The sequence below is a fragment of the Mycobacterium sp. H4Y genome (assembly GCF_000364405.1).
In the GTDB taxonomy this organism is placed as follows: Bacteria; Actinomycetota; Actinomycetes; order Mycobacteriales; family Mycobacteriaceae; genus Mycobacterium; species Mycobacterium intracellulare.
On record NZ_AKIG01000001.1, the window covers coordinates 1,935,581 to 1,958,125 of the forward strand.

Annotated in this window: 20 protein-coding genes, 1 pseudogene and 1 riboswitch; all 21 genes and pseudogenes read right to left on the bottom strand. The window is 68.4% G+C overall.

The window, feature by feature from the left end; genetic code table 11:
- Positions 1-26: 26 nt before the first annotated feature.
- Positions 27-743, bottom strand: a complete 717-nt coding sequence (locus W7U_RS08705; RefSeq protein WP_008257013.1) for an MgtC/SapB family protein — start codon at positions 741-743, stop codon at positions 27-29.
- A gap of 119 nt (positions 744-862) precedes the next feature.
- Complete coding sequence (locus W7U_RS08710) at positions 863-1,180, bottom strand: DUF732 domain-containing protein (RefSeq protein ID WP_008257015.1); 318 nt, start codon at positions 1,178-1,180, stop codon at positions 863-865.
- Positions 1,177-2,580: a PPE family protein gene (locus tag W7U_RS08715; RefSeq protein ID WP_036428898.1), complete on the bottom strand. Its 1,404-nt coding sequence runs from the start codon at positions 2,578-2,580 to the stop codon at positions 1,177-1,179. Before W7U_RS08715 ends, W7U_RS08710 begins: the two co-directional genes overlap by 4 nt.
- A 165-nt stretch (positions 2,581-2,745) precedes the next feature.
- Positions 2,746-3,990 (bottom strand): PPE family protein, encoded by a 1,245-nt coding sequence (locus W7U_RS08720; protein ID WP_036428900.1) that lies wholly within the window; start codon positions 3,988-3,990, stop codon positions 2,746-2,748.
- Positions 3,991-4,277: 287 nt separating this feature from the next.
- Positions 4,278-4,601 (bottom strand): DUF732 domain-containing protein, encoded by a 324-nt coding sequence (locus W7U_RS08725; RefSeq protein ID WP_008257020.1) that lies wholly within the window; start codon positions 4,599-4,601, stop codon positions 4,278-4,280.
- Between the two features lie 61 nt (positions 4,602-4,662).
- Entirely contained in the window at positions 4,663-4,989 is a 327-nt protein-coding gene (locus tag W7U_RS08730; protein ID WP_080691201.1) for a DUF732 domain-containing protein, read from the bottom strand.
- Positions 4,990-5,045: 56 nt separating this feature from the next.
- A complete protein-coding gene (locus W7U_RS08735) occupies positions 5,046-6,449 on the bottom strand; it encodes a PPE family protein (RefSeq protein WP_008257025.1) in 1,404 nt (467 codons plus the stop codon).
- A gap of 67 nt (positions 6,450-6,516) precedes the next feature.
- Positions 6,517-7,776: a PPE family protein gene (locus tag W7U_RS08740; RefSeq protein ID WP_008257027.1), complete on the bottom strand. Its 1,260-nt coding sequence runs from the start codon at positions 7,774-7,776 to the stop codon at positions 6,517-6,519.
- A 416-nt stretch (positions 7,777-8,192) separates the two neighbouring features.
- Complete coding sequence (locus tag W7U_RS26435) at positions 8,193-8,333, bottom strand: hypothetical protein (RefSeq protein ID WP_168707683.1); 141 nt, start codon at positions 8,331-8,333, stop codon at positions 8,193-8,195.
- A 237-nt stretch (positions 8,334-8,570) separates the two neighbouring features.
- Positions 8,571-9,740 carry a PPE family protein gene (locus tag W7U_RS08745; protein WP_008257028.1) on the bottom strand — a complete coding sequence of 390 codons (1,170 nt, stop codon included), beginning with the start codon at positions 9,738-9,740 and terminating at the stop codon, positions 8,571-8,573.
- Between the two features lie 425 nt (positions 9,741-10,165).
- Positions 10,166-10,340: riboswitch (M-box (ykoK) riboswitch) on the bottom strand.
- 83 nt (positions 10,341-10,423) lie between these two features.
- Positions 10,424-12,253, bottom strand: a complete 1,830-nt coding sequence (eccA5, locus tag W7U_RS08750) for a type VII secretion system ESX-5 AAA family ATPase EccA5 (RefSeq protein ID WP_008257033.1) — start codon at positions 12,251-12,253, stop codon at positions 10,424-10,426.
- The gene (eccE, locus tag W7U_RS08755) at positions 12,250-13,449 is read right to left on the bottom strand and encodes a type VII secretion protein EccE (RefSeq protein ID WP_008257035.1); all 1,200 of its coding nucleotides are present in this window, start codon (positions 13,447-13,449) and stop codon (positions 12,250-12,252) included. Before eccE ends, eccA5 begins: the two co-directional genes overlap by 4 nt.
- Positions 13,450-13,468: 19 nt before the next feature.
- Complete coding sequence (locus W7U_RS08760; RefSeq protein WP_008257037.1) at positions 13,469-15,292, bottom strand: type VII secretion-associated serine protease mycosin; 1,824 nt, start codon at positions 15,290-15,292, stop codon at positions 13,469-13,471.
- Complete coding sequence (gene eccD, locus W7U_RS08765; protein WP_008257040.1) at positions 15,270-16,781, bottom strand: type VII secretion integral membrane protein EccD; 1,512 nt, start codon at positions 16,779-16,781, stop codon at positions 15,270-15,272. Before eccD ends, W7U_RS08760 begins: the two co-directional genes overlap by 23 nt.
- 267 nt (positions 16,782-17,048) lie before the next feature.
- A complete protein-coding gene (locus tag W7U_RS08770; RefSeq protein ID WP_008257042.1) occupies positions 17,049-17,951 on the bottom strand; it encodes an ESX secretion-associated protein EspG in 903 nt (300 codons plus the stop codon).
- A 107-nt stretch (positions 17,952-18,058) separates the two neighbouring features.
- A complete protein-coding gene (locus W7U_RS08775) occupies positions 18,059-18,343 on the bottom strand; it encodes a WXG100 family type VII secretion target (RefSeq protein WP_008254256.1) in 285 nt (94 codons plus the stop codon).
- A gap of 41 nt (positions 18,344-18,384) precedes the next feature.
- On the bottom strand, positions 18,385-18,681 hold the full coding sequence (locus W7U_RS08780) for a WXG100 family type VII secretion target (RefSeq protein ID WP_003874404.1): 297 nt from the start codon (positions 18,679-18,681) through the stop codon (positions 18,385-18,387).
- Between the two features lie 318 nt (positions 18,682-18,999).
- A complete protein-coding gene (locus tag W7U_RS08785; protein ID WP_008257045.1) occupies positions 19,000-19,299 on the bottom strand; it encodes a PE family protein in 300 nt (99 codons plus the stop codon).
- A 332-nt stretch (positions 19,300-19,631) separates the two neighbouring features.
- Entirely contained in the window at positions 19,632-20,819 is a 1,188-nt protein-coding gene (locus W7U_RS08790; protein ID WP_008257048.1) for a PPE family protein, read from the bottom strand.
- A 7-nt stretch (positions 20,820-20,826) separates the two neighbouring features.
- Positions 20,827-20,913, bottom strand: a pseudogene (locus W7U_RS26965) (PE family protein); the annotation flags it as partial.
- 65 nt (positions 20,914-20,978) lie between these two features.
- On the bottom strand, positions 20,979-22,205 hold the full coding sequence (locus tag W7U_RS08795) for a PPE family protein (RefSeq protein WP_008257050.1): 1,227 nt from the start codon (positions 22,203-22,205) through the stop codon (positions 20,979-20,981).
- Positions 22,206-22,545 lie beyond the last annotated feature (340 nt).

The window sequence follows — 22,545 nt, forward strand, 5'->3', positions numbered from 1 at the left end:
TAAGACTACGACGACCGCCGCGCCGCTCAGCGACGATCGTCGGTCTGCACGTCGTTGCCGGCGTACCACTGGACCGCGCGAACGCCGGGCAGCAGGGATAGCTCGGCCACCAGCCGCTCCAGCCGGGCGGGGGCGTCGCCGTCCATCAGCAGGTGGGCGGTCAAGGTGATCTCGTCGTCGGCCGGATGCCCGGTGTGGATCCCGCGAAGCGTGATGTCGTTGCCGCCGGCGTGCTGGACGATCTGGGCGCGCGCGTATTTCTCGTGCTTGGGGCGGCAGACCACCTGCACCAGATAGGGCAGCAGGCTTTCGTCTTCGTCGGCACTGTTGTCGCGGTCGATCAACCGGCCGAGAGGGCGCCCCAACACGTGAATGCCGATGACCGTGCCGGTGCCGATCAACGCGAAGACCAGGTGCCCGGAAGCGGCCAGCACGCCGATGGCCGCCGAACACCACAGGGTGGCGGCGGTGTTGAGGCCGCGAACGTTGACGCCCTCCCGCAGGATCACGCCACCGCCGAGGAAGCCGATGCCCGACACCACATAGGACGCGACCCGGGTCGGGCTGGAATCCGACGTGGCCGCGGCGTACAGGACGAACAGGGTTGCGCCGCCGGCAACCAGCGCGTTGGTGCGCAGGCCGGCCCGGCGGGCCCGCCACTGCCGTTCCAGGCCGATGAGGGCGCCGCAACCCACGCCGACGCCCAGGCGGAGCGCGAAATCGACGGCGCTCAGCGTTTCCACGACACGCTCCTTCCCGGTGGCTCGACGGCGAAGGGAGCTAACCAAATCCGGGTTAACCGCAAGTGGAGCCCAACCGAACCGCCGACGTCGGGAGGTATCCCCCGCGGACGAGTCTCAGGCTAACCGGCTTTGGGCGTGATGTGGTGGGGGCAGTAGGCGCTCGAGGCGAGTGCCGCGAACTTGGCGGCGGCGTCCATCGTCATCCCGGGGTTTTGATCCTTGATGTCGCTGACGACCTGCAAACCGGTTTCGCCCCGGCCCATCAACCCGCACACGGCCTTGGCGGACGTGATGACTTGGCTGGGGCTGCTATAGGTGATGCCGGAACTGTCGAGGTTGGCCAAAAACGCGGCATCGTCACCCTCCGGCTCGGCGTGCGCGGGCGCCGCGAAACCGATCACGCCGACGGCGCCGAGCAGCGCAGCGAAACGTTTCATGCCGATCCCGCCTTTCCGAGCCGGGCGTCGGGCAACGTCACCTTCGGCTTGTCTCCGCTGGACACGTGCACCGCGTGGATGCCGGGCTTTTTCGACAATTGGTCGAGCAGATCGTCGAGTCCGGCCTTGTCGACGTTCCAGTGCTGCACGGCTTCCGGTTGTTTTTGCAGCTTGGCGATGACGTCGTCGAGTTTCACGGGCTCGGCGGCCTTCGTCGCTCCCCCGGCGCGGGCCCGCACGCCCCCGCCGCTCACGACCTGCGGCGTGACGGCGCCGAGGGCGCCTCCGGTCAGGCTGCCCAGCGCCATCTGACCGAGCAGGCTGCCCGGGATTCCGGCCGCGGGCGCCGCGGCGATGCCGGCGCTCGGCGCCAGGCCGCTGGCCAGCCGGATCGCCGGGGTGGCCGACGCCCAGGCCGGTGGCACCGACAGCTTGCCCACCACGTTCGCCTCACCCATGCCCGCCGATACCGCGCTGGTCAGGCCCGCGCCGGCCGACCGCATCCCGAGCCCGGCCCCCAGCGCGGACTTCGGGATGTCCAGGCCCTCGACCGGCAGGTTGTAGAACATCTTGAACTCGGTCATCGCGAGGTTGATCGGGCTCATGCTGTCGTTGGCGACGGTGCTGAACCGGCCGATGTCAGCGAGGATCCCGAAGGTGTTCTGCCACGTCGTCCCGGCCAACGGCGACCCGGTCAGGGTGTTGAGCACCTGGTCCCAGAACTCCATGTAACCGCGGGACGCGTTGCCGATGGCCTCGAGCAGGTCACTGAAGATGCCCGACGGCGGGGCCGCCGCGTCCGTGGCCGCGGCGGTGCCGCTTGCCACGCCGGTGGCCTCGCCCAGCGCGGCCGCCTGCGCGGCGATCCCGGTTTCGTTGGTGGTCTGGGGCGGCTCGGTGAACGGTGCCAGTCGCGTGGCGGCCGCCGACGCGCCGGCGTAGGCGTACATCGCGGCGGCGTCCTGGGCCCACATTTCCGCGTATTCGGCCTCGGTGGCGGCGATCGCGGCGGTGTTCTGCCCGAAGGCGTTGCTTGCCAACAGCGTTGCCAGCCGGACGCGGTTGGCCGCGATCTCGGTCGGCGGCACCACCGCCGCGAAGGCGCTCTCGTAGGCGCCCGCCGCCGCCGTGGCCTGCACGGCCGCCGTCTTGGCCTGCGCCGAGGTCTCCGACATCCATGCCACGTAGGGCGCGGCCGCGGCGGCCATCGCGACCGCCGACGGGCCGGCCCACGCCTCGTTGGCCAGGCCCTCGACGATCGCACCGTAGGACGACGCCGTGGACTGCAGCTCGGCGGCCAACGCCTCCCAGGCGGCGGCGGCCGCCAGCATCGGTCCCGCCCCAGGGCCGGTGTACATCTGGCCGGAGGTGATTTCGGGTGGCTGCACTGCGAAATTCATCGGCGTGCCCTTCCCGCGCCACCCGGGCCGCTGGCCGCCGACGAACCGGGAGTGCCGGCAAACATGCCGTAAATCGCCGACGTTTGCGGCGGTGAGGTCACCGAAGACATCGGTCGTCCCCCGCGGTCCGCTGGCTCAATGCCATTGGTGTCATGTCAAGGCCCATCAATCCGCCGGCACCACGATGATCGTGGCGGTGGTCGCGACGCCGTCGGTGGCCGCCGCGGCGACGCCGGTCGTGCCGTTGCTGACGGTGCGCACGCCCGCGCCCGCCAGCGCGCGTCCGGCCACGCTCGCCATGGCCATCTCGCCGAACATCGCCCCCTGCGACGTGGCGGTCATCGCCGGGGCGGCTCCTAAACTCGCGCCCGGCAGTACCGACGCGACCGTCTTCATGACGGGGGCGGCGGTGGCCCAGCCCTGCGGAACCGACAGGGATCCGACCAGGGTCGCGCGGCCCATCGACCCGGCCACGCCCCCGATCTCCGGTGTCACCGCGGAGACGTAACCGCCCCGCAGCGGCGCAAGCGGCGACAGCCCCCCGGCGATGGCCTTTCCGCCGCCCAACAGTTCGGCGACACCCGGCGCGTTTTGGGACAGACCCAGAGCCTGCAGCGACAGCAGCCACCATCCGCCGGGCACGATGATCGCGCCAATGGGGCTGTACGCGCCGGTGACGGCCGCGAAGAAGGGCCGCAGGGCGGCCGTGATGGGGTAAATGGCTTCGATGATCGATGCCGCCGGCGTCGCCGCCGCGGCCGACGGGGTCGCCGCAAGTCCTTGCAGCATCGTCGGCGTCACGTTGATCAAGGCCGACAGCTCGGACCGGATGTCCGAGGCGGCACTTTGCGCGATCGCCGCGGATTGTCGTGCCACCGCGGACGAATCGGTGGTCCGCGGCGGCTCGGTGAAGGGCGTCAGCCGCGTGGCCGCGGCCGACGAGGCGGCGTAGGCATACATCGCCACGGCATCCTGGGCCCACATCTCGGCGTACTCCGCTTCGGCCGCCGCGATGGCCGCGGTGTTCTGGCCGAGGATGTTCGTGGCGATCAGCGTCATCAAGAGACTGCGGTTGGCGGCGATCACCGGTGGGGGCACCGTCGCCGCGAACGCGGTCTCGTAGGCCGCGGCGGCGAGCCTGGCCTGGGTCGCCACCTGCTCAGCCTGGGCGGCCGTCGCCGTGGCCCATGCCACGTAGCGCGCGGCCGCGGCGCTCATCGACGCCGCCGCCGGTCCCAGCCAGGACCCAACGGTCATGCCGGCGATCGTCGAGCTGCAGGCCGCCGCGTAGGAATACAGTTCGGCTCCCAGCGCATCCCATGCCGCGGCGGCGGCCAGCAGGGGCCCCGATCCGGCACCCACGTACATCCGTCCTGAATTGACCTCTGGTGGCAGCGCCCCGAAGTCCACCCGTTGCCTCCCGTCCTCCTCTGGCGCCAGGGTAGGAGCGAATATGTGGCCTTCCCGCAAACAGGCCACGGCTCAAATGGAATTCATGAGATTCGCCGGTGGAGCATATGTGTATTCCATGTGTTGCACCGGCGCCGCTCCAACGCGTCCTTCGACTGAGAAATTCTCAGGATCGGCATTCGGCGCCGGGGCCGGCTCCACCGACCTCGGACGCCTGCGGCGTGAATGTTCGCTAAGCGCAAGGGATTTCGCGTCTCAGACGCGCAGGGAGGCCGCCTGCTACGGGGCTACCTTCTGTTAAGTTGCTGCGGGCAATAGAATTTCGCCGCAATCGCCAAGAACGACGTCGCGTGGTCGTCGGTGAGTCCGGGGTTTTGGCTCTTCAATTCGTCCACCATTTGGGGACCCAACTCGCCGTTTGCCATCGACACGCACACGGCTTTGGCGAACTTTATCGCCCCATCCGGGGTCGAGTACGTGATGCCAACGCCGCGCAGCGACGCGAGAAAAGCGGCCTCGTCGCCGCCGGTCGTCCCCGGGTCGCTGTGCGCGAGCGGGGTCAGACCGAGGGCGACCGAAACGCCGACGCCCAGCGCCGCCAGCAGTCTCATGACTCGTGATTCTCCCATGCGGCGGCGAGGCGTTCGGCCGCCCAGGCGGACGGCCGACGGGTCAGGCCTTGGAGAGTTGGTTGGGGCAGTAGAACTTCGCGGAAAGCAGGGCGAAATTGGATGCCATCTCCATGTCCATGCCGGGGTTGTGGGTTTTCACGTCGTGGACGACCTCCAGGCCGGGTTCGCCGTTGTTCAAACACGAGCACACCGCCCGCCCGGCGGCGACGGCCGAACCCGGCGTGGCAAAGCTGAAGCCGGCTTGGTGGAGCGCCGCGATGAAGCCTCCGTCGTCACCACTCGGTTCCGGCCCGGGATCGGCGTAAGCCGGCGCGGCAAGGCCAATCGTCGCGAAGGCACTCAGGAGTGCCAGTAGTCTTATCATCACTGTCCACCTTCCGTCCTCACGCGCGGTCGCTGCGTGAACATCGATTGCCTTGTCCCCTAACCCAACTGGGCATCCGTCGGCAGGACTTTGGACTTGTCCCCCTTCTTCAGATGCACCGCGTGGATGCCGGGCTTCTTGGCCAGCTGCTCGAGCAGCGCGTCGAGGTTTTCCTGATCGACGTCGTGGTGCTGCACGCTTTCGGGTTTCTCCGAGATCTGTGCGACAAGGCGTTTCAGCTGTTCGGGTGATTGCTTGTCCTTGAGGTCCTTGATCGCGGCCATCCGGTTGCGCACCCCGCCGCGGACCACGGTGGGCCCCCCGGAGCCCAGCGCGCTGCCCAGCATCCCGGCCAGGCCCATCGAACTGAACAGGCTTCCCTCGCCCAGCGCCGCCGCCGGCACGGCCTCGGTCCCGGCGGCCGACAGGGCGGCGGCGACGGTCCTGACCGACGGCGTGGCCGTGGCCCAGCTGGGCGGGATCGAGAGCTTGCCCACCAGGGTGCCGGCATTGCCCATGCCGGCGATGGGGTTGATCGCGCTGTACAGCGTGCCCCGACCGAAGCCCAACGCCCCGAGCCCCGCGCCGAGAGCGTCCTTGGGCAACGCACCGTACGCGATGGGAGGGGCGAATTTGAGCCACTGCGACAACGGAAAGTTGACCAACAATCCGACGTCGTTGAACTGGGTGGTCAGGCCCAGCGGCACCTTCACGGCGTTGTACATCGCGGTATAGAAGCTCGCCCCGCCCGGGACGGTGTTGAAGAGATTGGTCATGAACGTCTGATAGAGGTACGCCAGGTTCGCCGCGCCGGAGAAGGGCCCGCTGTAGGGCAGCGTGGTGGTCGCCGCCGTCGCCGCGGCATTCGCCACGTTGGCGGCGGGGGTGCTGGCGGCCGACGTCACCGCGGCCGCTTGCATCGGTTCGGCCGCCGCGCTGGTGGTCTGGGGAGCCGGGCTGAACTCCGTCAACTTATTGGAAGCGGTCGCCGAGGACGCGAAGTAGGTGTCCATCGCCGTGGCGTCCTGCGCCCAGAACTCGCCGTATTGGGCCTCGTTCGCGGCGATCGCGGACGTGTTCTGCCCGAAGAGGTTCGTCGCCACCAATTGCGCCAGCAGCGCCCGGTTTTCGGCGATTACCGCCGGCGGCACATGGGCGGCGAAGGCCGTCTCGTAGGCGGCCGCCGCCTCGGTGGCCTGGGTCGCGGATTGTGCGGCGGCGGCGGCGGTTTGCTGCATCCAGGCCACGTACGGGGCCGCCGCGGACGCCATGGCCAACGATGACGGACCCGCCCAGGGCCCGGCGGTCAGGCTCGAGATCGTCGCCGCATAGGACGTCGCGGTGGACTGCAATTCGGTGGCCAGGCTCTGCCAGGCCGTCGCCGCTGCCACCAGCGATCCGGCGCCCGGACCGCTGTACATCCGGCCCGAATTGAACTCCGGCGGAAAGGCTCCGTAAAACATCCCTGCTACCCCCTGCCTCGACATTCGAGCGAAAGCGACTGGCGGCCATGCGGTTTGGTCATCGCGGTCATTCCTCGATGCAGGGGATCACGATGATGGTGGCTGCGGCCGGATCGGCTTCCGCGGCAACACCGCCCAGCGCTCCCATCGCCGTCGCGGCGCCGCCGACCGGACGGGTTGCGGCGGCCGCCACGGCGCGTCCGGCCAAGCTCGACAGGGCCATCTGGCTGAACACGCCCTCCTCGCCGGCCAACGCGGCCGGCGCCGCCGCCAGGTTCGTCGGCAACCCCTGGGCGAGCGTCCGTATCGCCGGGGCGGCTTCCGTCCAGCCCTGCGGGACCGACGTGCCGCCGACCAGAGCGGCTTTGCCCATCGACCCCGAGACCTGCCCCGCCCCGATCGCGGAGCTGAGCATGGGCTTGACGGCGTTGGCGCCACTGGTGAGCGGGGCCAACGCGCCCGAGATGGCTTTCGGCCCAGCCAGATAGGCGGCCGCACCCTGCCCGTTCTGTCCCCAGGCGTACGCCTGGCCGAACGACAGGAACGGGCCGCCGGGGATGGTGGTCCACGACTGCGGCGAGTACACCCCGGTCACCACCGACCAGAACTCGTTCCAGTTGGTGATGAAACTGGGCGTCGTCAGTTCGGCGGACGACGTTCCCGACGAGCCGGCGTTCGCCACGGATTGCGCCGCAGGCTGCAGCGTGCCGCTCAGCTGCGACAGCTGGGTGGCGGTGTTGGAACCGGACTGCCCGCTACTCTGGGCGACCGCGGCGGCTTGGGCGGGCCCGGCCGAATCGTTGGTGGTGCGCGGTGGCGGTGCGAACGGTGTCAGCGCCGACGCGCTCGCCGAGGACGCCGCATACCCGTACATTGCGGCGGCGTCCTGCGCCCACATCTCCATGTAGTGGGCCTCGGTCGCGGCGATCGCCGGGGTGTTCTGGCCCAGGATGTTGGTGGCTACCAGCGTGGCGAGCAGGGCGCGGTTGGCCGCGATCACCGGCGGCGGCACGGTGGCCGCGAATGCCGTCTCGTAGGCGCCGGCGGCGAGCTTGGCCCGCGCGCCGGCCTCCTCGGCCTGCGCCCCGGTGGCGTGCATCCACGCGACATACGGGGCGGCCGCGGCCGCCATCGCCAGCGACGAGGGGCCCGTCCAGGGGCCCGTCGCGAGGGTCTCGATGGTCGAGCTGTACGACGCGCCCGTCGTCTGCAATTCCGCGGCCAGCTCGTCCCAGGCCGCGGCGGCGGCCAGCAGCGGGCCCGATCCCGCGCCGACATACATCCGGGCCGAGTTGTATTCCGGCGGATATGCGCCGAAGTCCAGCATTCAGGTCCTCCTCGAGTCTCGGCCACGCCCAGCGCGGCATCGCGGGCTCGACAAACTCGCGCCTGGAAGGGAATTCACGAAACAAGCCTTCGAATGCGGACGCACATTCCGTCGGTTGGAAGACAGCAAGCCCTACTCTCCTAGCTGCAAACCGGCGCCATAAAGGGCGGATGAATGAGTAGTCAAGCCACGCTGCTATCGCAATAAAGATGTTGCACCGTTGGTATTCAGGCGGCGTTCCCGCCAGGTAAAGCCGTGTAAAACATCGATGTCGCGGCCATCGGGACCGGTGTGAGAACGGCGCATGACAGACTTTCGATTAGTGGCGCATATCACCCGGTATGCGCGCGACGGGCGGGGTTGGGCGTGCTGATGTATTGCTTCGACGGTGTCCGCATTGAGACGCAACGCGACGGCTAAAAACTTTCTTTATCGACGATGAGTTCCGGCTTTCGGAATTGCCAAAGGCGCGATTCCGCGCCATTTGCGCGAAATGCGATTAAGCCCCAGTTCGAGCCGACGGCGTCGTCATCGCCGAACCGGGCGGGTGTGGTCACGCTGTGTCGTAGGGTCCGTTCATACCACTAGACGCGGCCAGTCTGCTGTGGCGCTGGTGGGCCACTGACAATTTCCTGTGGGACGAATTCCCGTAGGGCGCAGCGGCTTTCGAGCGTGACACAGACCTCTCGGCGCACGGCGGCGCTGCAATCGGCACCGCATTTTTCCATGTGCCGTTGTAAAGATCCGGGCGGTAACGGTTTTCGGCCGAAGCCAACGGCGCACGTGCCCGAGAGCTACCCGGCGGCGGGCGGGCGCACCACGAAGTTCGGCCGGAATCCGTACTGCGGGACGGCGCGTCCGAGTCCATGGTTGCCCATGGGGCTGAACGGCATGCCGGGCATGCCGGCCGCCATCGCCGGGGGCGGGGCCACCATCGGGGTGCCGCCCAGCGCCGACGGCAACGGACTGGCGACCGGCGCGGGCGGGGCCCAGCTCGGCGGCACCGACAGCGGGCCGACCAGGGACGCGCGGCCCAGTCCCGCCGAGACCGACGCGCCGGCATTGCCCACCCCCGCCAACCCCGACAGTCCCTGGGCGCTTGTTCCGATGCCGGTCGCCACCGGCGCGCCGCTCGCCAGGTCGTTGAGGGCGCCGGTGCTGGCGCCGATCAGCGTCGAACTCGTTACGGTCTGCACCACCTGCGCCGGGTCGAGCGCGCCGGTCGACGTGATCGTGTTCCAGAAATTGCTGTTCGGGTCCAGGATCGACGACAGGCCCGACGTCGATCCGGTCGACGATTCCGTCGGCGACGACAGGGTCTGCAGCGCGTTGGGCACGGCGGTGTTCAGCTGCGACACGGTCGCCTGCTGGTTTCCCGCGGAGGTGCCCGTCGCCTGGGCGACCGCGGCGGCCTGGCGGGCTTGGCCGTCCTGGCTGGTGGTTTGCGTGGGATCGGTGAACATGGGCAGGCGGGTGGCGGCGGCCGAGGAGCCGGCGTAGCCGTACATGGTTGCCGCGTCCTGGGCCCACATCTCGCCGTACTGCGCCTCGGTGGCCGCGATGGCGGGCGTGTTCTGGCCCAGCACGTTGGTGGCGATCAGCGTCGCCAGCTGCGCGCGGTTGGCCGCGATCGCCGGCGGTGGCACGGTGGCCGCGAACGCGGCCTCGTAGGCCGCGGCGGCGGCTTCGGCCTGGGTCGCGGCCTGCTCGGCTTGGGTGGCGGTCGCGCTCATCCACGCCACGTACGGCGTCGCGGCCGCGACCATCGCCGACGATGCCGGGCCGTGCCATTCCTCGCTCGTCAGCGAAGAGAGCGCCGACCCGTACGACAGTGCGGCCGAACGCAATTCCGCGGCCAACCCGTTCCACGCCGACGCGGCAACCAGCATCGGGCCCGACCCGGGCCCGGCATACATACGCGCGGAGTTGATTTCGGGTGGGAGCGTTGCGAAGTCCACGAACATTTCGGGCCCCTCCCCTAGCCGGTCGCGATGGTGTCGGCCAGCGCCCGCGCCCTCGAGGTGCGGCACATGGCGTCGATGCTGAATTGTGTTGCCGCTAACACTGCTAACTGGCAGCACGACATGGGAAACGACATCGGAGTTCTCCTCACAGCAGAGACCGAACTCAGCCGTGGTTCGCCCGAATCAGGCTAATTCCGCGCACACTCGCGCACGCACGCGTAATGCGTTGGCGTGCGCGAGAATATGTGGAAGGAGCCGATTCAGGCTACGAAAGTGGCCGGGGTCGGATCGCAACGAAATGGTCATCGATCTGGGATACGGACTATCACCGGGACTCATTCCGCTCTCACCTCCTCGCGGCCAGGGCATACGGGGATGCCATACGTTGCACGCGGGGATAGGAACCCAACGCGAGAATCGTTGGGCGCGCACCCCTCTCGTCAGAGCTTCGGCACCACACGGCGTATCCGGTCACCAGAGCCGGAAGCCACTTGGGCTCAACCCTTAATCCGGGAGGAGCTGTCCTGACCCTGGGCGTCTCTCGACGTTCGAGGTCAGTGGCCTATGTCCGTGCAGACGCCTCACCTAGCGAGGTGCTTGCACAGGCCATGGTGGCACTCGGGCTACGCCGAGTCAAATTGACGTGCAACACAACCGCGCACCAGCGCGTAGCCGCTAGCCGGCTAGTTCGCCTTCTCGGCGACCGCCGCGTTCAGGCCCTCGGCGAGATCCTCGCGGGTCAGCTCCTTGAACCGCAGCAGTTGGCGCTCGCTGAATTCGGTCACGTCGCTGGCCAGGACCGCATCCAGGTCCTCGTCGTCCAGGCGGAAACTGCGGTGATCGCGGGCCTTTTCCACCACGTTGCGCACGAAACCGGCATTGCCCAGCGTGTCGATGCCGCGAATGAGATCGCCGTCTTCCGAATACGTTTCGTCGAGATAGAACTTGGTGTAGGACGGCAGGAGGGCCTGCGCCGATTCATCGGTGATGACGTCTTCGTTTTCCTGGCCCATCAACCGGGTCAGCGCGACCAGTTCGTCCGGGGTGTAGCTGAAGAACTCGATCACCGTCGAAAAGCGCCGCCGCAGACCCTGATTCACTTCGAGCATCTTGTCCATGGCCTTGGCGTAGCCGGCCCCGAAGACGACCAGCTCGTCGCGATGGTTCTCCATGTACAGCAGCAACGTGTTGATGATCGCGTTGCCGTAGGGGTCGCCCTGCTGGTAGCCCTTTTCGTGCAGGGTGTGCATCTCGTCGAAGAACACCGCGCCGCCCAGGGCGCCCTCGAGCATCTCCTCGGTGTTCTTCTCCGCGTCGGCCATGTACCGGCCCAGCAGCTTGGTGCGGCTGGTCTCGACGACCACCGGTTTGCGCAGCACCGTCAACCCACACAGCTGTTTGCTGAAAGCCCTTGCCACCGAGGTCTTTCCGGTTCCCGGAGGACCGAGCAGCAAGGTGTGGCGCGACGTCACCGGCACCGGCAGGCCCATCTTGGCGCGCGCCAGGTTCACCTTCGTCGTCGACTTGATCAGCTTGATTTCCCGCTTGGCCCGCTCCATGCCCAGCATGGCGTTGAGCTCGGCATCGCCCTCGGCCAGGTACTTCGCCGCCTCCTCGGCGTGACGGGCGGCCTCCGCCTCAGCGCGGGTGGGCGCGCTGTCGGGGTCCCACGGGTCGGTGCGGGCCTCGATCGTCTCGGGGTCGGTCAGGATCAGGCGATAGTTCGGGTTGTCCAGCGCCTCGCGCGCGGGGGTGAACTTGGGATCGCGCGAATAGACGCGCCGCAGCAGCTCGACGGCCTCGTCCTCGCGGCCCAGGTGGCGCAGGCACATGCCCTGCGTGTACAGGGCGATGTTGGCCGCGCCCGGTACCCGGTCGCCTTCGATGGCGTCCTGGCCGCGGCGCAACGCCTCCTCGAACACGCCGAGCGAGGCCAGGGCGGTGGTGGCCATCGCCGCCCCTGCGGCCTTCAGCTCGGGCTGACGCCATCCCTTGCCCTCGGAGAATTGGTTGAGCACGTCCGGCCACCGCCCGGTGCGGAAGTACAGCACGCCGCGCACGTAGCTGACCAGCTCCTCGTCGAAGGCCTGGCGGGGTTCGACTCCGTCGAGCAGCTTCGCCGCTTCCGCATAGTGTTTGGCCTCGGCAAGCACGGCCGCGTAGGCGCACGCCAGCGACTCCACGCTGGTCACCGCCAGTCGCAGGAACAGCCCGTCGGAGACCTCCGGGCGGAACTGCAACTCGGTGACCCCGAGGCGGCGGGTCTCCCACCCGAACGTCCGGATCGACGACCAGGCGCCGGCGAGCACGTCGAGGCTCTGCTCCCCCGCCAGCATCCGCGCCAGCCAGGCGTCGCACATCGACGGGTCCAGGTTGGTCGCCGTGGTGAACATCTGCGATGCAACCTGCGGGTTGTGGCTGGGTTGCAGCCCGTTGACCGACACGCCCGACGCCAACAGGCCGGCGACCATCGCGTTACGGGCGCCTTCGGCGGTTGATTGGGGCCTCGTCATTGCGCTACAGGTACGCCCGCCGAGCTCCCTCGCAGCTGGTCGACGGACAGCGAGAGCTCATCGTCGTCGGCGCGCAACGGACGGCTCGGCACGGATAGCAGCGGGCGGGCCGTCGGGGCGGGCAGGCTGGCCCGCACCGCGGCCAGCTGACGACCGGTGAGGCGGTTCAGCCCCGACGACACGTTTCGGCGCAGCCGCTTCTCGGTGTGATAACGCACCCACGCCGACACCTGCGGACGGCCGCCGCGAGACGTGAGCCGGATGGTCAGCACCGTGGCGAAAGTGTCGTCCTCCCAAAGCTCCTCGAGCTTGTCGGTGGTGATGTCCGACGGCGTCAGCCACAGGCTCGTCACGAACCCGTTGAAGTGCTTGAGGCGGCGCCATCCCGGACGGCTCCACGTCGGCTCCAGGTCGGCGAGCACCGCGCGGTCGACTTCGGCGAGCTCCTCGGCGGTCAACGGCCTTGCCGCACAGGTCAGCCCGTCGAGATCTTGGGCGAGCCGTTCGGTGGCCGCCACCAGGGTCGACGCCAGCGAATCGCGGGCCGCCACGGCGGCCACGTTGCGCTGCGGGTTCATCCGCAGCACCAGCCAGGTCCTGCGCACGTAGGAGGTGGGCTGATCGTTCGCCACCTCCCATTCCTCGGGGCCCCAGTCGTCGAGCTTGGACAACTCGGCGGCATTCCCGCCGCGGCGCACCTTCACCGACACGATGTCGACGTCGTCGAGGTGGATGTCGAACTGGCGCAGCCCCGAGGCGACGGCCTGCACCAGCAAGGTGGGCCGGGACGACCGGTGGCGGTGGCGCGACGCCGGGTCGTCCTCGCCGCCGTTGACGGCGATCACCGTGACGAGCTGGCCCTGGTACTCGCGCACGCCGACCTTGTCGCGGCCGAATCTGCGTTGGTGATCGATCGCCGGGGTGCAGCCGGCGGCCAGCGCGGAGCCCGGGTCGGCGGACCAGTCCCACAGCCAGGTCGCAATCCCCGACGTCACCGTCAGGCCGTGGTAGGTGACCAGCGACAGCAGCGCGACCAGCACGGCCAGACCCACCCCCACCCAGAACGCGATGCGGTAGGTGCCCTGCCAGGACTCCGGGCAGTGGCTGGCCACCGCCATGATCACGACGTCGACCAGGAACACCGTGGTCAGCCGCGACCACGACAAAGACAACCCGAACCTGCGCTGTGCCTTCATGAGTGCTGCTGCTCCGCCCCTATTGCTGTTTCCGTGATCGCTTCATCAGCATCGCCGTGCCGAACACCCCGCCGCCGATGAGCAGCGCCACGAACAATCCTCCGGCGGCGACCCATACTGGCACCATATCCCGCGGCGGGGCGGGTTTCGGAACGGTCAGCGGCGCCGACAGCTGCTGCGGCGGCTTCACCGGACCGTCGGGCACGTCCCAGGTCAGCGCCGCGACCGGGTCGACGACCCCGTGGCCGACCTGGTTGTCCACTCCGCGCGCGGGCGCGCGGGCGGTGCGCGTCAGCCGGTTGATGACCTGATACGCCGACAGCTGCGGGAACTTGGCGCGCACCAGCGCCGCCACCCCCGATACGATCGCCGCGGAGAAGCTGGTGCCGGACGGAACCAGCAGCGTGTTGTCCGGTCCGTCGATCGCGTTGATGAGCCCGTCGTCCCGCGGCGACAGCCCGACGACGTCCGTCCCGGGCGCGGCGATGCCCACCCACGGCCCGGCCACGCTCGTCGACGCCTGGCCCTGATTGCCCTGGCTCAGCGGGCGCCCTTCTTCGTCGACGGCGCCGACGGTCAGGACGTAGTCGCTGAACCAGGACGGCGTCACGACGGTGGTGACGGCATTCCAGTTGCGAGGATCGTTGGGCTGCAACGGATCATGAGGCGGGTTCTGCTTGCAGTCCTTTTTGCTGGTATCGCCGGCCGCGGCCACGATGACGACGTTCTTGTCGACCGCCGCGTAGCGGACCGCGGCGCCCAGCGAGCGCTGGTCGATGACGTTGCGCGCGCTCATGCATGTCACGTCGGAGATGTTGATGACCGACGCGCCCATGTTGGCGGCGTGCACGATCGCCCGCGCCATCGTCTGGACGTTGTCGATCTTCGCCGACGTCTGCGGATCCTCATCGCCGGTGTAGGCGTCCTTGAGGCCGAAGGCCTGGCTGGACTGCCGGATCGCGATGATGTCGACGTCCGGCGCGATCCCGCTGAACGCGTCCGGTCCGCCCTTGGTGGGTGCGGGTGGCGGCGGTGCCGGCGGCGGCGGGTCGAGCGGGCGCGGATTGTCGACCGTGACCACGTGCCCGCCACCGGAGTAGCCGGGGATGGTCACCGTGCCGGTTCCGTGGTTGCCCGCCGGGGCCTGCCCACCTTGGGGCGGCCCGGGGGGCGGTCCGCCGGGCTGCGGCGGCGCCGGTGGCGGCGGGGGCGCCCCGAAGGGGCCTGGAGCAGGCTGCTCCTGGGGCGGCGGGGGCACCATCGTCACGGTCTGGGGCAGCGGCGACAGGGTCACCGTCTGCGGCGGCGGCGCTTTCGGCGGCGGCTCCGTGGTGGGAATGGTGACCGGCTTGCGCGGTGCCGCCGGCGGTACCCCGGCGCCGTTGGCCGGCGCCGCGCCGATCATCGACGCCACGAGGGTGCCGTGCGCGTCGCAGTCGGACAGCCCGTCGCCGGACATGATGTAGTCGCCACCCGGGATCAGGTGCGGAAACCGCGGATGCGGCGTGACGCCGGTGTCGATGACGGCCACCTTCTGGCCGGCGCCGCGACCGAACTGCCACGCCTCCTGCAGGTTCAGCATGTCCATGTATTTGGGCTGCAGCCGAAAGTCGGTCCCGGGCAGCACGCCCACCTCGGTGCAGTACGAGTTCTGCTTCATGGGCGCGCCCGGCCCGGGTGGGCCGTCCGGCGGCACCGCCGCCGCGTCGATCGTCGGAGGCGAAATCGCATAGGCGGGCGGCAGATTCGCCAACGCGCCCGAGGCGAGCAGGGCAGCGGCGACGGTCGCGGCGGTCGCGCGGCCACGCCACACTTTGCGGTCAGCGATAGCGGATTGCTGCATAGACATTCATCAACCACAATGCCAGCGGGAAAATCGGCATCAGGCAGAGGTATTCAATCCATTCCACGAATTTGCGGAATAGCGGGCTGTAGACCGTGTTCGGCACCACGGCCGCGGACGTCAGCCCCGCCGCCGGCACCAGAACCAGAATCGCCGCGCAGATCGAGACCGCAAGCGAAGACTGCAACACGAGCGCGTACCGCACCACGACGGCACCGACGATCAGCACGCCGGTTCCGGCCAGGGTGATCGCCTGCCAGCGGTCGACGTACGAGCGGCCGCGCAGCAACAGGAATCCCGCGCTGAAGCCCGCCAGCAGGACCGGCAGCCAGCGCTGCCCGGTGTGCGGGTCCGACAGGGCGGTCAGCGAGACGACCATCAGCACGCCGAGCCCGATCAGCAAACCCGACAGGAAGGAGCGGGCGCGTTCGGCCTGCGTCAGGACGTCGCGGACCGAGGCGGGTCCCTCCAGAACGGGGGGGCCGCCGTCGTTGCGCACCACGGTGGTGGGCAGGTCGGGCCGGGCCTCGAACACCCATCGGCTGGTGGCCGACGGGAAGACGGGCAGGCGGATGCCGGCCAGCCGTCGTGAGATCGCCGGTGCGCTCTGGTAGATCAGAACCGATACGAGCACGACGCAGGTCAGCAGCGTCACGGCGCTGGTCATGGCCACCATCCGCGCCAACGCGGCCACCGCCGCGATCGAGCTGACTGTGACGATCGCGGTGTAGATCGACAGCCGACGCCCGGTGAAACGCAGCGCGAGGATTGCGGCGATGGTGAGCACGCCGAAGCCCAACACCGCGTGGGGCGACCCCACACCGCCGGGCGGCGCGGCCGCCGCTGCCACCGACACCGGCGCGAGGCTGCTCAACAGCATGGTGTCGGCGACGCGCCGCTCCTGCAGGGTGGTGGCCCGCATCAACAGCAACAGCGAAACGCCCAGCATCAGCGCGCCGATCACGCCCGCGTAGACGGTCGGCAGCCACGAGTTGTGGTGCCAGCGCCACCAGCCCAGCAAACCGGTCGCGGCCGTCACCCCGATGGCCACCATCGACGCACCGACCTGCACGGCAACCACCGGGTCGATGGCGGCGAAGCGCTTGCTGAGGTTCGCCGCGACCGCGGTGGAGATGTGCTCGATGACCTGCGAGCGGTGCTCGGTGTCCGGGATGAACCGGATCCACAACCGGTCGCCGTCGTAGACGTCCTGCTCGCTCAGCGATTGGGTCGCCCGCAGCGGCGAGCCGTCCACCAGGCACAAGGCCCACCGGCCGCGGCCGGTGGCCTCCAGCGGGGCCTCGCCGAGCTCGCGGAGCCGGCTGTTGACGACCTTCAGCAACGGGTCGGTCATCACCGAGACGGGGGCGTTCGCGTCCAGCAGGACGCCGATCTGGACGCCCGTGCCGGCCATCACGCCGACGACGACCGCCTGGGGCTGTGAGATGCCCTCTACATCAGGCTGTGGTACTTCAACGACCGCAGTCATCGCCTTGCACTCCCTACCGTGATGAATGTGTGAGCCCGTGCCGCCGTTCGCGTGCCGGCCGGCGCCGGTGTTCTCGCCGAGGTGCTGCGCTCCCCCGCGCAGCGCATTCCTACTAATTGGAATTCCATCTGCCTCGCCTTGCGATTAAGAGTTGTGGTTGACACCGGTTTTCAGTTTGCTGATGCCTTGACAGAAGTATGCCGTGTTCGCAGCTCAACCGCATGTTGAGTGCGACCACATTGATGAAATCTGTGTTTCGCGCGAAGGTCACACCCTGCTGTGAGTTTTCCACTCGCCGTAGGGAAGGGTGTCGAGCACGGTTTTGACGCCGACCTGCACCAGCTGCGGGGTTGCCGGGCAGATGGCGAGCCACGCCTCCCCCGAACCCGCGGTCCGGGCTTGCTGGTAGAGCGCGATGCGGCCGCCGGAGCCGTCTTTCAGCGACAGCACGGACGCGCTGGGCCCCTTGGCGTCGTCCTGGTACTGGCGGGCGTACACCGCGACCTCGGCGGCGGGGTCCGACAACGCCTGGCCCAGCGCGGCGACGGTGGCGGCGCTGATGCCCATCCGGCGCAAATCTCCGCCGGAGAACACGTTGAAACCCGACTCCTGCCAGGACTTCGTCGCTTCCAGCATCTCCTCCAGCGGCACGTTGACCGCGTTGATCGCGGCGGGCTCGGCGTGGTGGATGGACTCCAGCGCGTCGATCACCAGCGACGCGATCGAGGCGCTGTCCGCGACGGCGACGTCGTCGACGGTGATCTCGCCGCCGACCCGAACCGCCGACACCCAGTGCTGGCCGCGACGCGCCAGGACCACCCGAAACTCGTTGTCGGGGATGTCGCGCGAGCCCGGGGGCTGGTTCTCGTCGTCGAGGACGCCGTAAGCCAGCTTGCCCCGCGACAGCAGCGCGACGACCTCGAGGTCGGGCGCGGCGAGCACCTTCATCCGGGCGGCCACGTGCTCGTTGACCTCGTCGTTCTCGACGATGCCCTGCTCGCGCATCACCGCCATTCCGGGATGCTCGTTGAGCCAGTCGTTCGAGTCGGTGGAAACGTAGGGCCGGCACCGCAACTCCGGGGCGACGTGGCGAATGTCCAGCAGCGCCTGGAGCATCCAGAAGCCGTCGACGTTGACGGTGATGTCGGTGCGGGTGCTCTGTTGGTCCATCAAATCCTCAACTGGTCCCTGGGTAGGTCAAGCTCACACTGCACGGTAACCGCAGGACGCGGCAGCACACCGACGGGTGGTGTGCTGCCGCGCCTGTGGTCGAGGCGTCAGGCCCAGCTGGACCCGACGGCGCTGTCGGTGCTGGCCATGTTGTTGCCCGCGGACTGAACCTTCTGCCCGTGGGAGTTGGCCTGCTCGTAGATCACCTGGAAGTTGCGACCCAACTGGGTGATGAACTCCTGGCACGCGACCGAACCGGCACCGCCCCAAAAGTCGCCGGCAGCAAGCACATCGCGAATGATGGCCTGGTGCTCGGCCTCCAAGGACGCGGCCTGGGCGCGGATCAGGGCGCCGTGGGCGTCTACGTCGCCGAACTGGTAGTTAATGCTCATTACATGGCTCCTTAAAAGTGTTGGGCAGCAGCAGTTCTGGGCTAGCTGCTGAGGATCTGCTGCGAGGCCTGCTCTTGCTGCTCGTAGTTGTTCGCGTCGCGGATCAGCCCGTCGCGCACCCCGTGGAGCATGTTGACGATGTTGCGGAAGGCCTGGTTGACCTGGCCCATGGTGTCATACGACGTCGCCTGCGCCTGGCCGCTCCAGCCCGCGCCCGCGATGTTCATCGACGACGCCCACATCTTGCGAGCCTCGTCCTCGACGGTCTGGGCGTGGACCTCGAAACGGCCCGCCATCGCCCGCATCTCGTGCGGGTCGGTCATAAAACGTGTTGCCATGTCGGCTGTCTCCTTATTTAGGTAATGAATGGGTGATGTGCTTTAAGACGGTGGCCGGATCGTTTACGGATTACGCAACCGCCGTGCCGAACAGATAGAAATAACCCCCCCTTTCCGTCAGCCGGCGGCCACCGGGCGTTGTCACGGTGAGACGGACGTCAGACCCGAACCGCGGCGTTTGAGTTGACGGAGTGCGTGTTGCTGTGGGGGATGCTGCGCGGGACCGTTCCTGCGGCCCCGCGCTCGGCCCCCGATGGGCGGCTACGTTGGAACCCACGTCGGTGACAATCTGCCCCAAGCCCGAACCGCCGATACGAATCAGCCGGCGGCGGCCGCGTTGGCTGCCTCGGTCGCAGCGTACGAACCGGAGCTGGTGGACAGGGTGTTGACGAACGCCTCGTGAATGGCCTGGGCCTGGGCGCTCACCGCCTGGTACATCTGCGCGTGCGCGGCGAACTGAGCCGCGGTCAGGGCCGACACCTCGTCGGCAGCGGCGGGTACCACCCCCGTCGTTGGGGCTGCGGCGGCTGCGTTCTGGGCGCTCAAGGTCGACCCGATAGCCTGCAGATTCCCGGCCGCCGCGGCCAAAGCCTCCGGCTGTGTGGTCACGAACGACATATTTGTTTCCCTCCTAGTTCATTCCCCGACTCTGCGAGAGTAGATGACTGCGACCCCTGAGGCCGGGGTGGACGCAGCGTGTTTGCAACTGTTCACGTGGTGGTACTGCGAATTCACTTTCGTTAACGACACAGTAACAGCGTCTGACCTCGACCGCAGCCCTTCGTTCGACAGCCGGAACAAACGGCATCTGCCCCGGGTCGAAAAAGTTGCTGGTGGCCCCCGATGGCGACGAACTCGTCGCACCGGCGGGCGCGATGGTCTTTGCCGATAGCGCGTCCCTCGAACCTCCTTTCGTCCATTTCAGCTGGTCGATCACCTATGGCCGCGGCTCAGCCCGCGAAGGGTGGTCGGGCCATGACGGTGGGTCGGAAGCCGTATTTGGGGCCGGCCACGCCGTGCCCGCCGGCGCCGGCACCGGCCAGGGGCATCCCCCCGAGCAGGTTCCCCGGACCGCCGGCGGCCTCCGGAGCCGCGCTGATGGTGCTGACCGGAATCGCATGCCCGAGCGCGGGAGCGGCCGCCGGCGCCCCCGACCACGCCACCGGCACCGACAACTTGCCCCCGATCGAGGCCGCACTACCCAACGCCGCCACCGGATGCGCCGCGGCCGCACCACCACCCAACATCCCGCCCAAACCACCCAAAGCGGGAAGAGCCTTGGCCGCCGCCGGAGCCGCACTACCAATCAACCCCAGCGACTTGGAGATCTGCACAAAGTTGTTCCCCATACCAATGCTGAAGTACGGCAAACCCTCAGTGCTATAGAAAATGCTGGCCCAAGGGCTATAGCCACTGGCAAACGAGGACAACGACGAAGACGCCGACGACCCCGACGACCCCGAGGAGGAACCCGAGGAGGAACCCGAGGAGCCCGAGGAGGATGTGGCGGGCTGCGCCAGCGACTGCAACACCTTGGAGGTATTGGTCGCCGTGGAATTCGTGGTCGCATTGGCAGTCGCCGCTTGCTGGTTGGCCTGCCCCGACGGATTGGTGATCTCAGGCGCCTTCTGAAACGCCCGCTGCTTGGTCGCCGAAGACGACTGACCCGCATAGCTATACATCGCGCCCGCATCCTGGGCCCAATACTCCCCGTACTGGGCCTCCAACTGCGCAATCAACGGCGTGTTCTGCCCCAACACATTGCTGGCCTGCAACTGCGTGACCTGCACACGATTCGACGCCACCAACGGCGGCGGCACCGACGCCGACAACGCCGCCTCATAAGCCGCCGCCGCCGCCCTCGCCTGAGTCGCGGCCTCCTCAGCCTGGGTAGCCGCCGACGTCATCCACGCGATATAAGGAGCCACCGCCTGAGCCATCGTCGCCGAGGCCGCCCCCAACCACTCCTCACTACTAAGCGCGCTCACCACCTTCTCATAACCCAACGCCGCCGAATTCAACTCCGCCGCCAACGCACTCCACGCCGACGCCGCACCCACCAACGAACCCGACCCCGGACCCGAATAAATCCGCGCCGAATTGAACTCCGGCGGAAAAGCCCCGTAATCCAACATCATTGACTCCTTAACCCGTTGCGGCCGGGTTGGCCGCCTCAGTCACCGCATCGCACCCGGAGCTCGTGCTCAAGGTGTTGGCGAACGTTTCGTGGATCACGCGGGCATCGCCTCCGTGGTGTCGACTGGTCGTGGTTGGCACAAGTTCATCTCGGCTCTCTGTCATCCGGCGGAGAGGGGACGGGACAGCACGCTGTAGCGGAATCCGTATTTGTTGACATAGCCGGCGGTGGCGCCCCGACGACCCAGAGCCCCGACGGGCATGCCACGCAGCAACCCGTTGGGCGATCCACCGGTCGTCCCCGTCGCCGCGGCGGCCTGCGCGGGCGTGGCCTCCACCTCCGACACCGCCGGGCTGACCGCCGAGGTCAGCGTCGCCCAATGCTGGGGCACCGACAACGCCCCCACCCGGGCCGCCTGCCCGGCACCCGCGGTCACCCCACTGAGGTGGCTCAGCCCGCCACCGAGGTTGCCCAGACCCAAATTCGCGAACTGCGGAGTGGGGAACCACGCACCACCCGCACCCGCCGTGCTACCACCGGGACCAAAGGTCAGCTGCTGGGCGATCGACGACGCGAACTGCCCCATACCGTTCGAGAAATACGCCAGACCCCAGGTGTTTTTCATAATCGTGGTGTAGGTGGTCGAGGAGACCGAACTCGACGTCGAAGTCGAGGTCGAGGTCGCCGCCTGTGACGTCATGTTCGCCGCCCCAGCCGTCGACGCGTGCTGCACCGCCTGAGATGCATTCAGCGACAACGCTTGTGGCGAGGCCAGCTGTGACGTGCTTTGTGCCGTGTTGCCCGCGGGCTCGGCGACGGCCTTGGCCACCGCGGCGCCCTGCTTGCTTGCCGCGTCCGGAGTCGAGGTCTTCGGCGGCGCCGTGAACGGGGCCAATACCGAGGCGCTCGCCGACGATGCGGCATACCCGTACATCGCGCCGGCATCTTGGGCCCACATCTCCATGTACTGCGCCTCGGTGGCCGCGATCGCGGGCGTGTTCTGCCCGAGGAAGTTGGTCGCAACCAGATTCGCCAACAACACCCGATTGGCCGCGATCACCGGCGGCGGCACCGTCATCGCAAACGCCGCCTCGAACGCCGCCGCGGCCACCCGTCCCTGGCTGGCGGCGTCTTCGGCCTGCGCGGCCACGGCACTCAGCCAGCTGACGAACGGGGTGATCGCGGAGAGCATCGAGATCGATGCGGGCCCCACCCAGGGCCCACTGATGAGCTCCGTGACCACCGAGTTGTAGCCGCTGGCCGCCACGCCCACCTCAGCCGCGATCTCGTCCCAGGCCGCGGCCGCGGCCATCATCGGCCCCGAGCCCGGCCCGGCATACATGCGACCGGAATTGATTTCGGGCGGTAACGCACCGAAGTCAAGCACCTATCCTCCTCAGTCGGCCGAGCCCGCAGGCGATTTCGGCTGGCACATGGGAATCAGTGGTGGCGGTAATCACGGCTCTGTAAACGACCCCACCGGTCGATCGCTGCGTCCGCGGGAGGCCGTCTGCGGCCCTTCGGCCGGCCGGGCGGGCCGGCGCATACTGACCAAGGGGCTGCGCCCGGAAAGGTGGTCTGCCACCACGCTTCTCGGACGTCTGGTCAGGAACGACATGCACCTTCTGCCTCGGCCAATCCCGTTTTCAGCAACCGAGCGACAGCTCCATGTCTCCGAACTGCCGCCCGGCACTGAGATTAGTTCGTTACGGGGCAAACGCCGACAC

What these genes read in the sequence shown, in the direction of transcription:
- W7U_RS08790 (WP_008257048.1), bottom strand. Translation starts at nt 20,819, where the DNA reads ATGATGTTGGATTACGGGGCTTTTCCGCCGGAGTTCAATTCGGCGCGG.
- W7U_RS08725 (WP_008257020.1), bottom strand. Translation starts at nt 4,601, where the DNA reads ATGAGACTGCTGGCGGCGCTGGGCGTCGGCGTTTCGGTCGCCCTCGGT.
- W7U_RS08775 (WP_008254256.1), bottom strand. Translation starts at nt 18,343, where the DNA reads ATGAGCATTAACTACCAGTTCGGCGACGTAGACGCCCACGGCGCCCTG.
- W7U_RS08780 (WP_003874404.1), bottom strand. Translation starts at nt 18,681, where the DNA reads ATGGCAACACGTTTTATGACCGACCCGCACGAGATGCGGGCGATGGCG.
- W7U_RS08735 (WP_008257025.1), bottom strand. Translation starts at nt 6,449, where the DNA reads ATGTTTTACGGAGCCTTTCCGCCGGAGTTCAATTCGGGCCGGATGTAC.
- W7U_RS08745 (WP_008257028.1), bottom strand. Translation starts at nt 9,740, where the DNA reads ATGTTCGTGGACTTCGCAACGCTCCCACCCGAAATCAACTCCGCGCGT.
- W7U_RS08715 (WP_036428898.1), bottom strand. Translation starts at nt 2,580, where the DNA reads ATGAATTTCGCAGTGCAGCCACCCGAAATCACCTCCGGCCAGATGTAC.
- W7U_RS08710 (WP_008257015.1), bottom strand. Translation starts at nt 1,180, where the DNA reads ATGAAACGTTTCGCTGCGCTGCTCGGCGCCGTCGGCGTGATCGGTTTC.
- W7U_RS08740 (WP_008257027.1), bottom strand. Translation starts at nt 7,776, where the DNA reads ATGCTGGACTTCGGCGCATATCCGCCGGAATACAACTCGGCCCGGATG.
- W7U_RS08770 (WP_008257042.1), bottom strand. Translation starts at nt 17,951, where the DNA reads ATGGACCAACAGAGCACCCGCACCGACATCACCGTCAACGTCGACGGC.
- W7U_RS08785 (WP_008257045.1), bottom strand. Translation starts at nt 19,299, where the DNA reads ATGTCGTTCGTGACCACACAGCCGGAGGCTTTGGCCGCGGCGGCCGGG.
- eccA5 (WP_008257033.1), bottom strand. Translation starts at nt 12,253, where the DNA reads ATGACGAGGCCCCAATCAACCGCCGAAGGCGCCCGTAACGCGATGGTC.
- W7U_RS08760 (WP_008257037.1), bottom strand. Translation starts at nt 15,292, where the DNA reads ATGCAGCAATCCGCTATCGCTGACCGCAAAGTGTGGCGTGGCCGCGCG.
- eccD (WP_008257040.1), bottom strand. Translation starts at nt 16,781, where the DNA reads ATGACTGCGGTCGTTGAAGTACCACAGCCTGATGTAGAGGGCATCTCA.
- eccE (WP_008257035.1), bottom strand. Translation starts at nt 13,449, where the DNA reads ATGAAGGCACAGCGCAGGTTCGGGTTGTCTTTGTCGTGGTCGCGGCTG.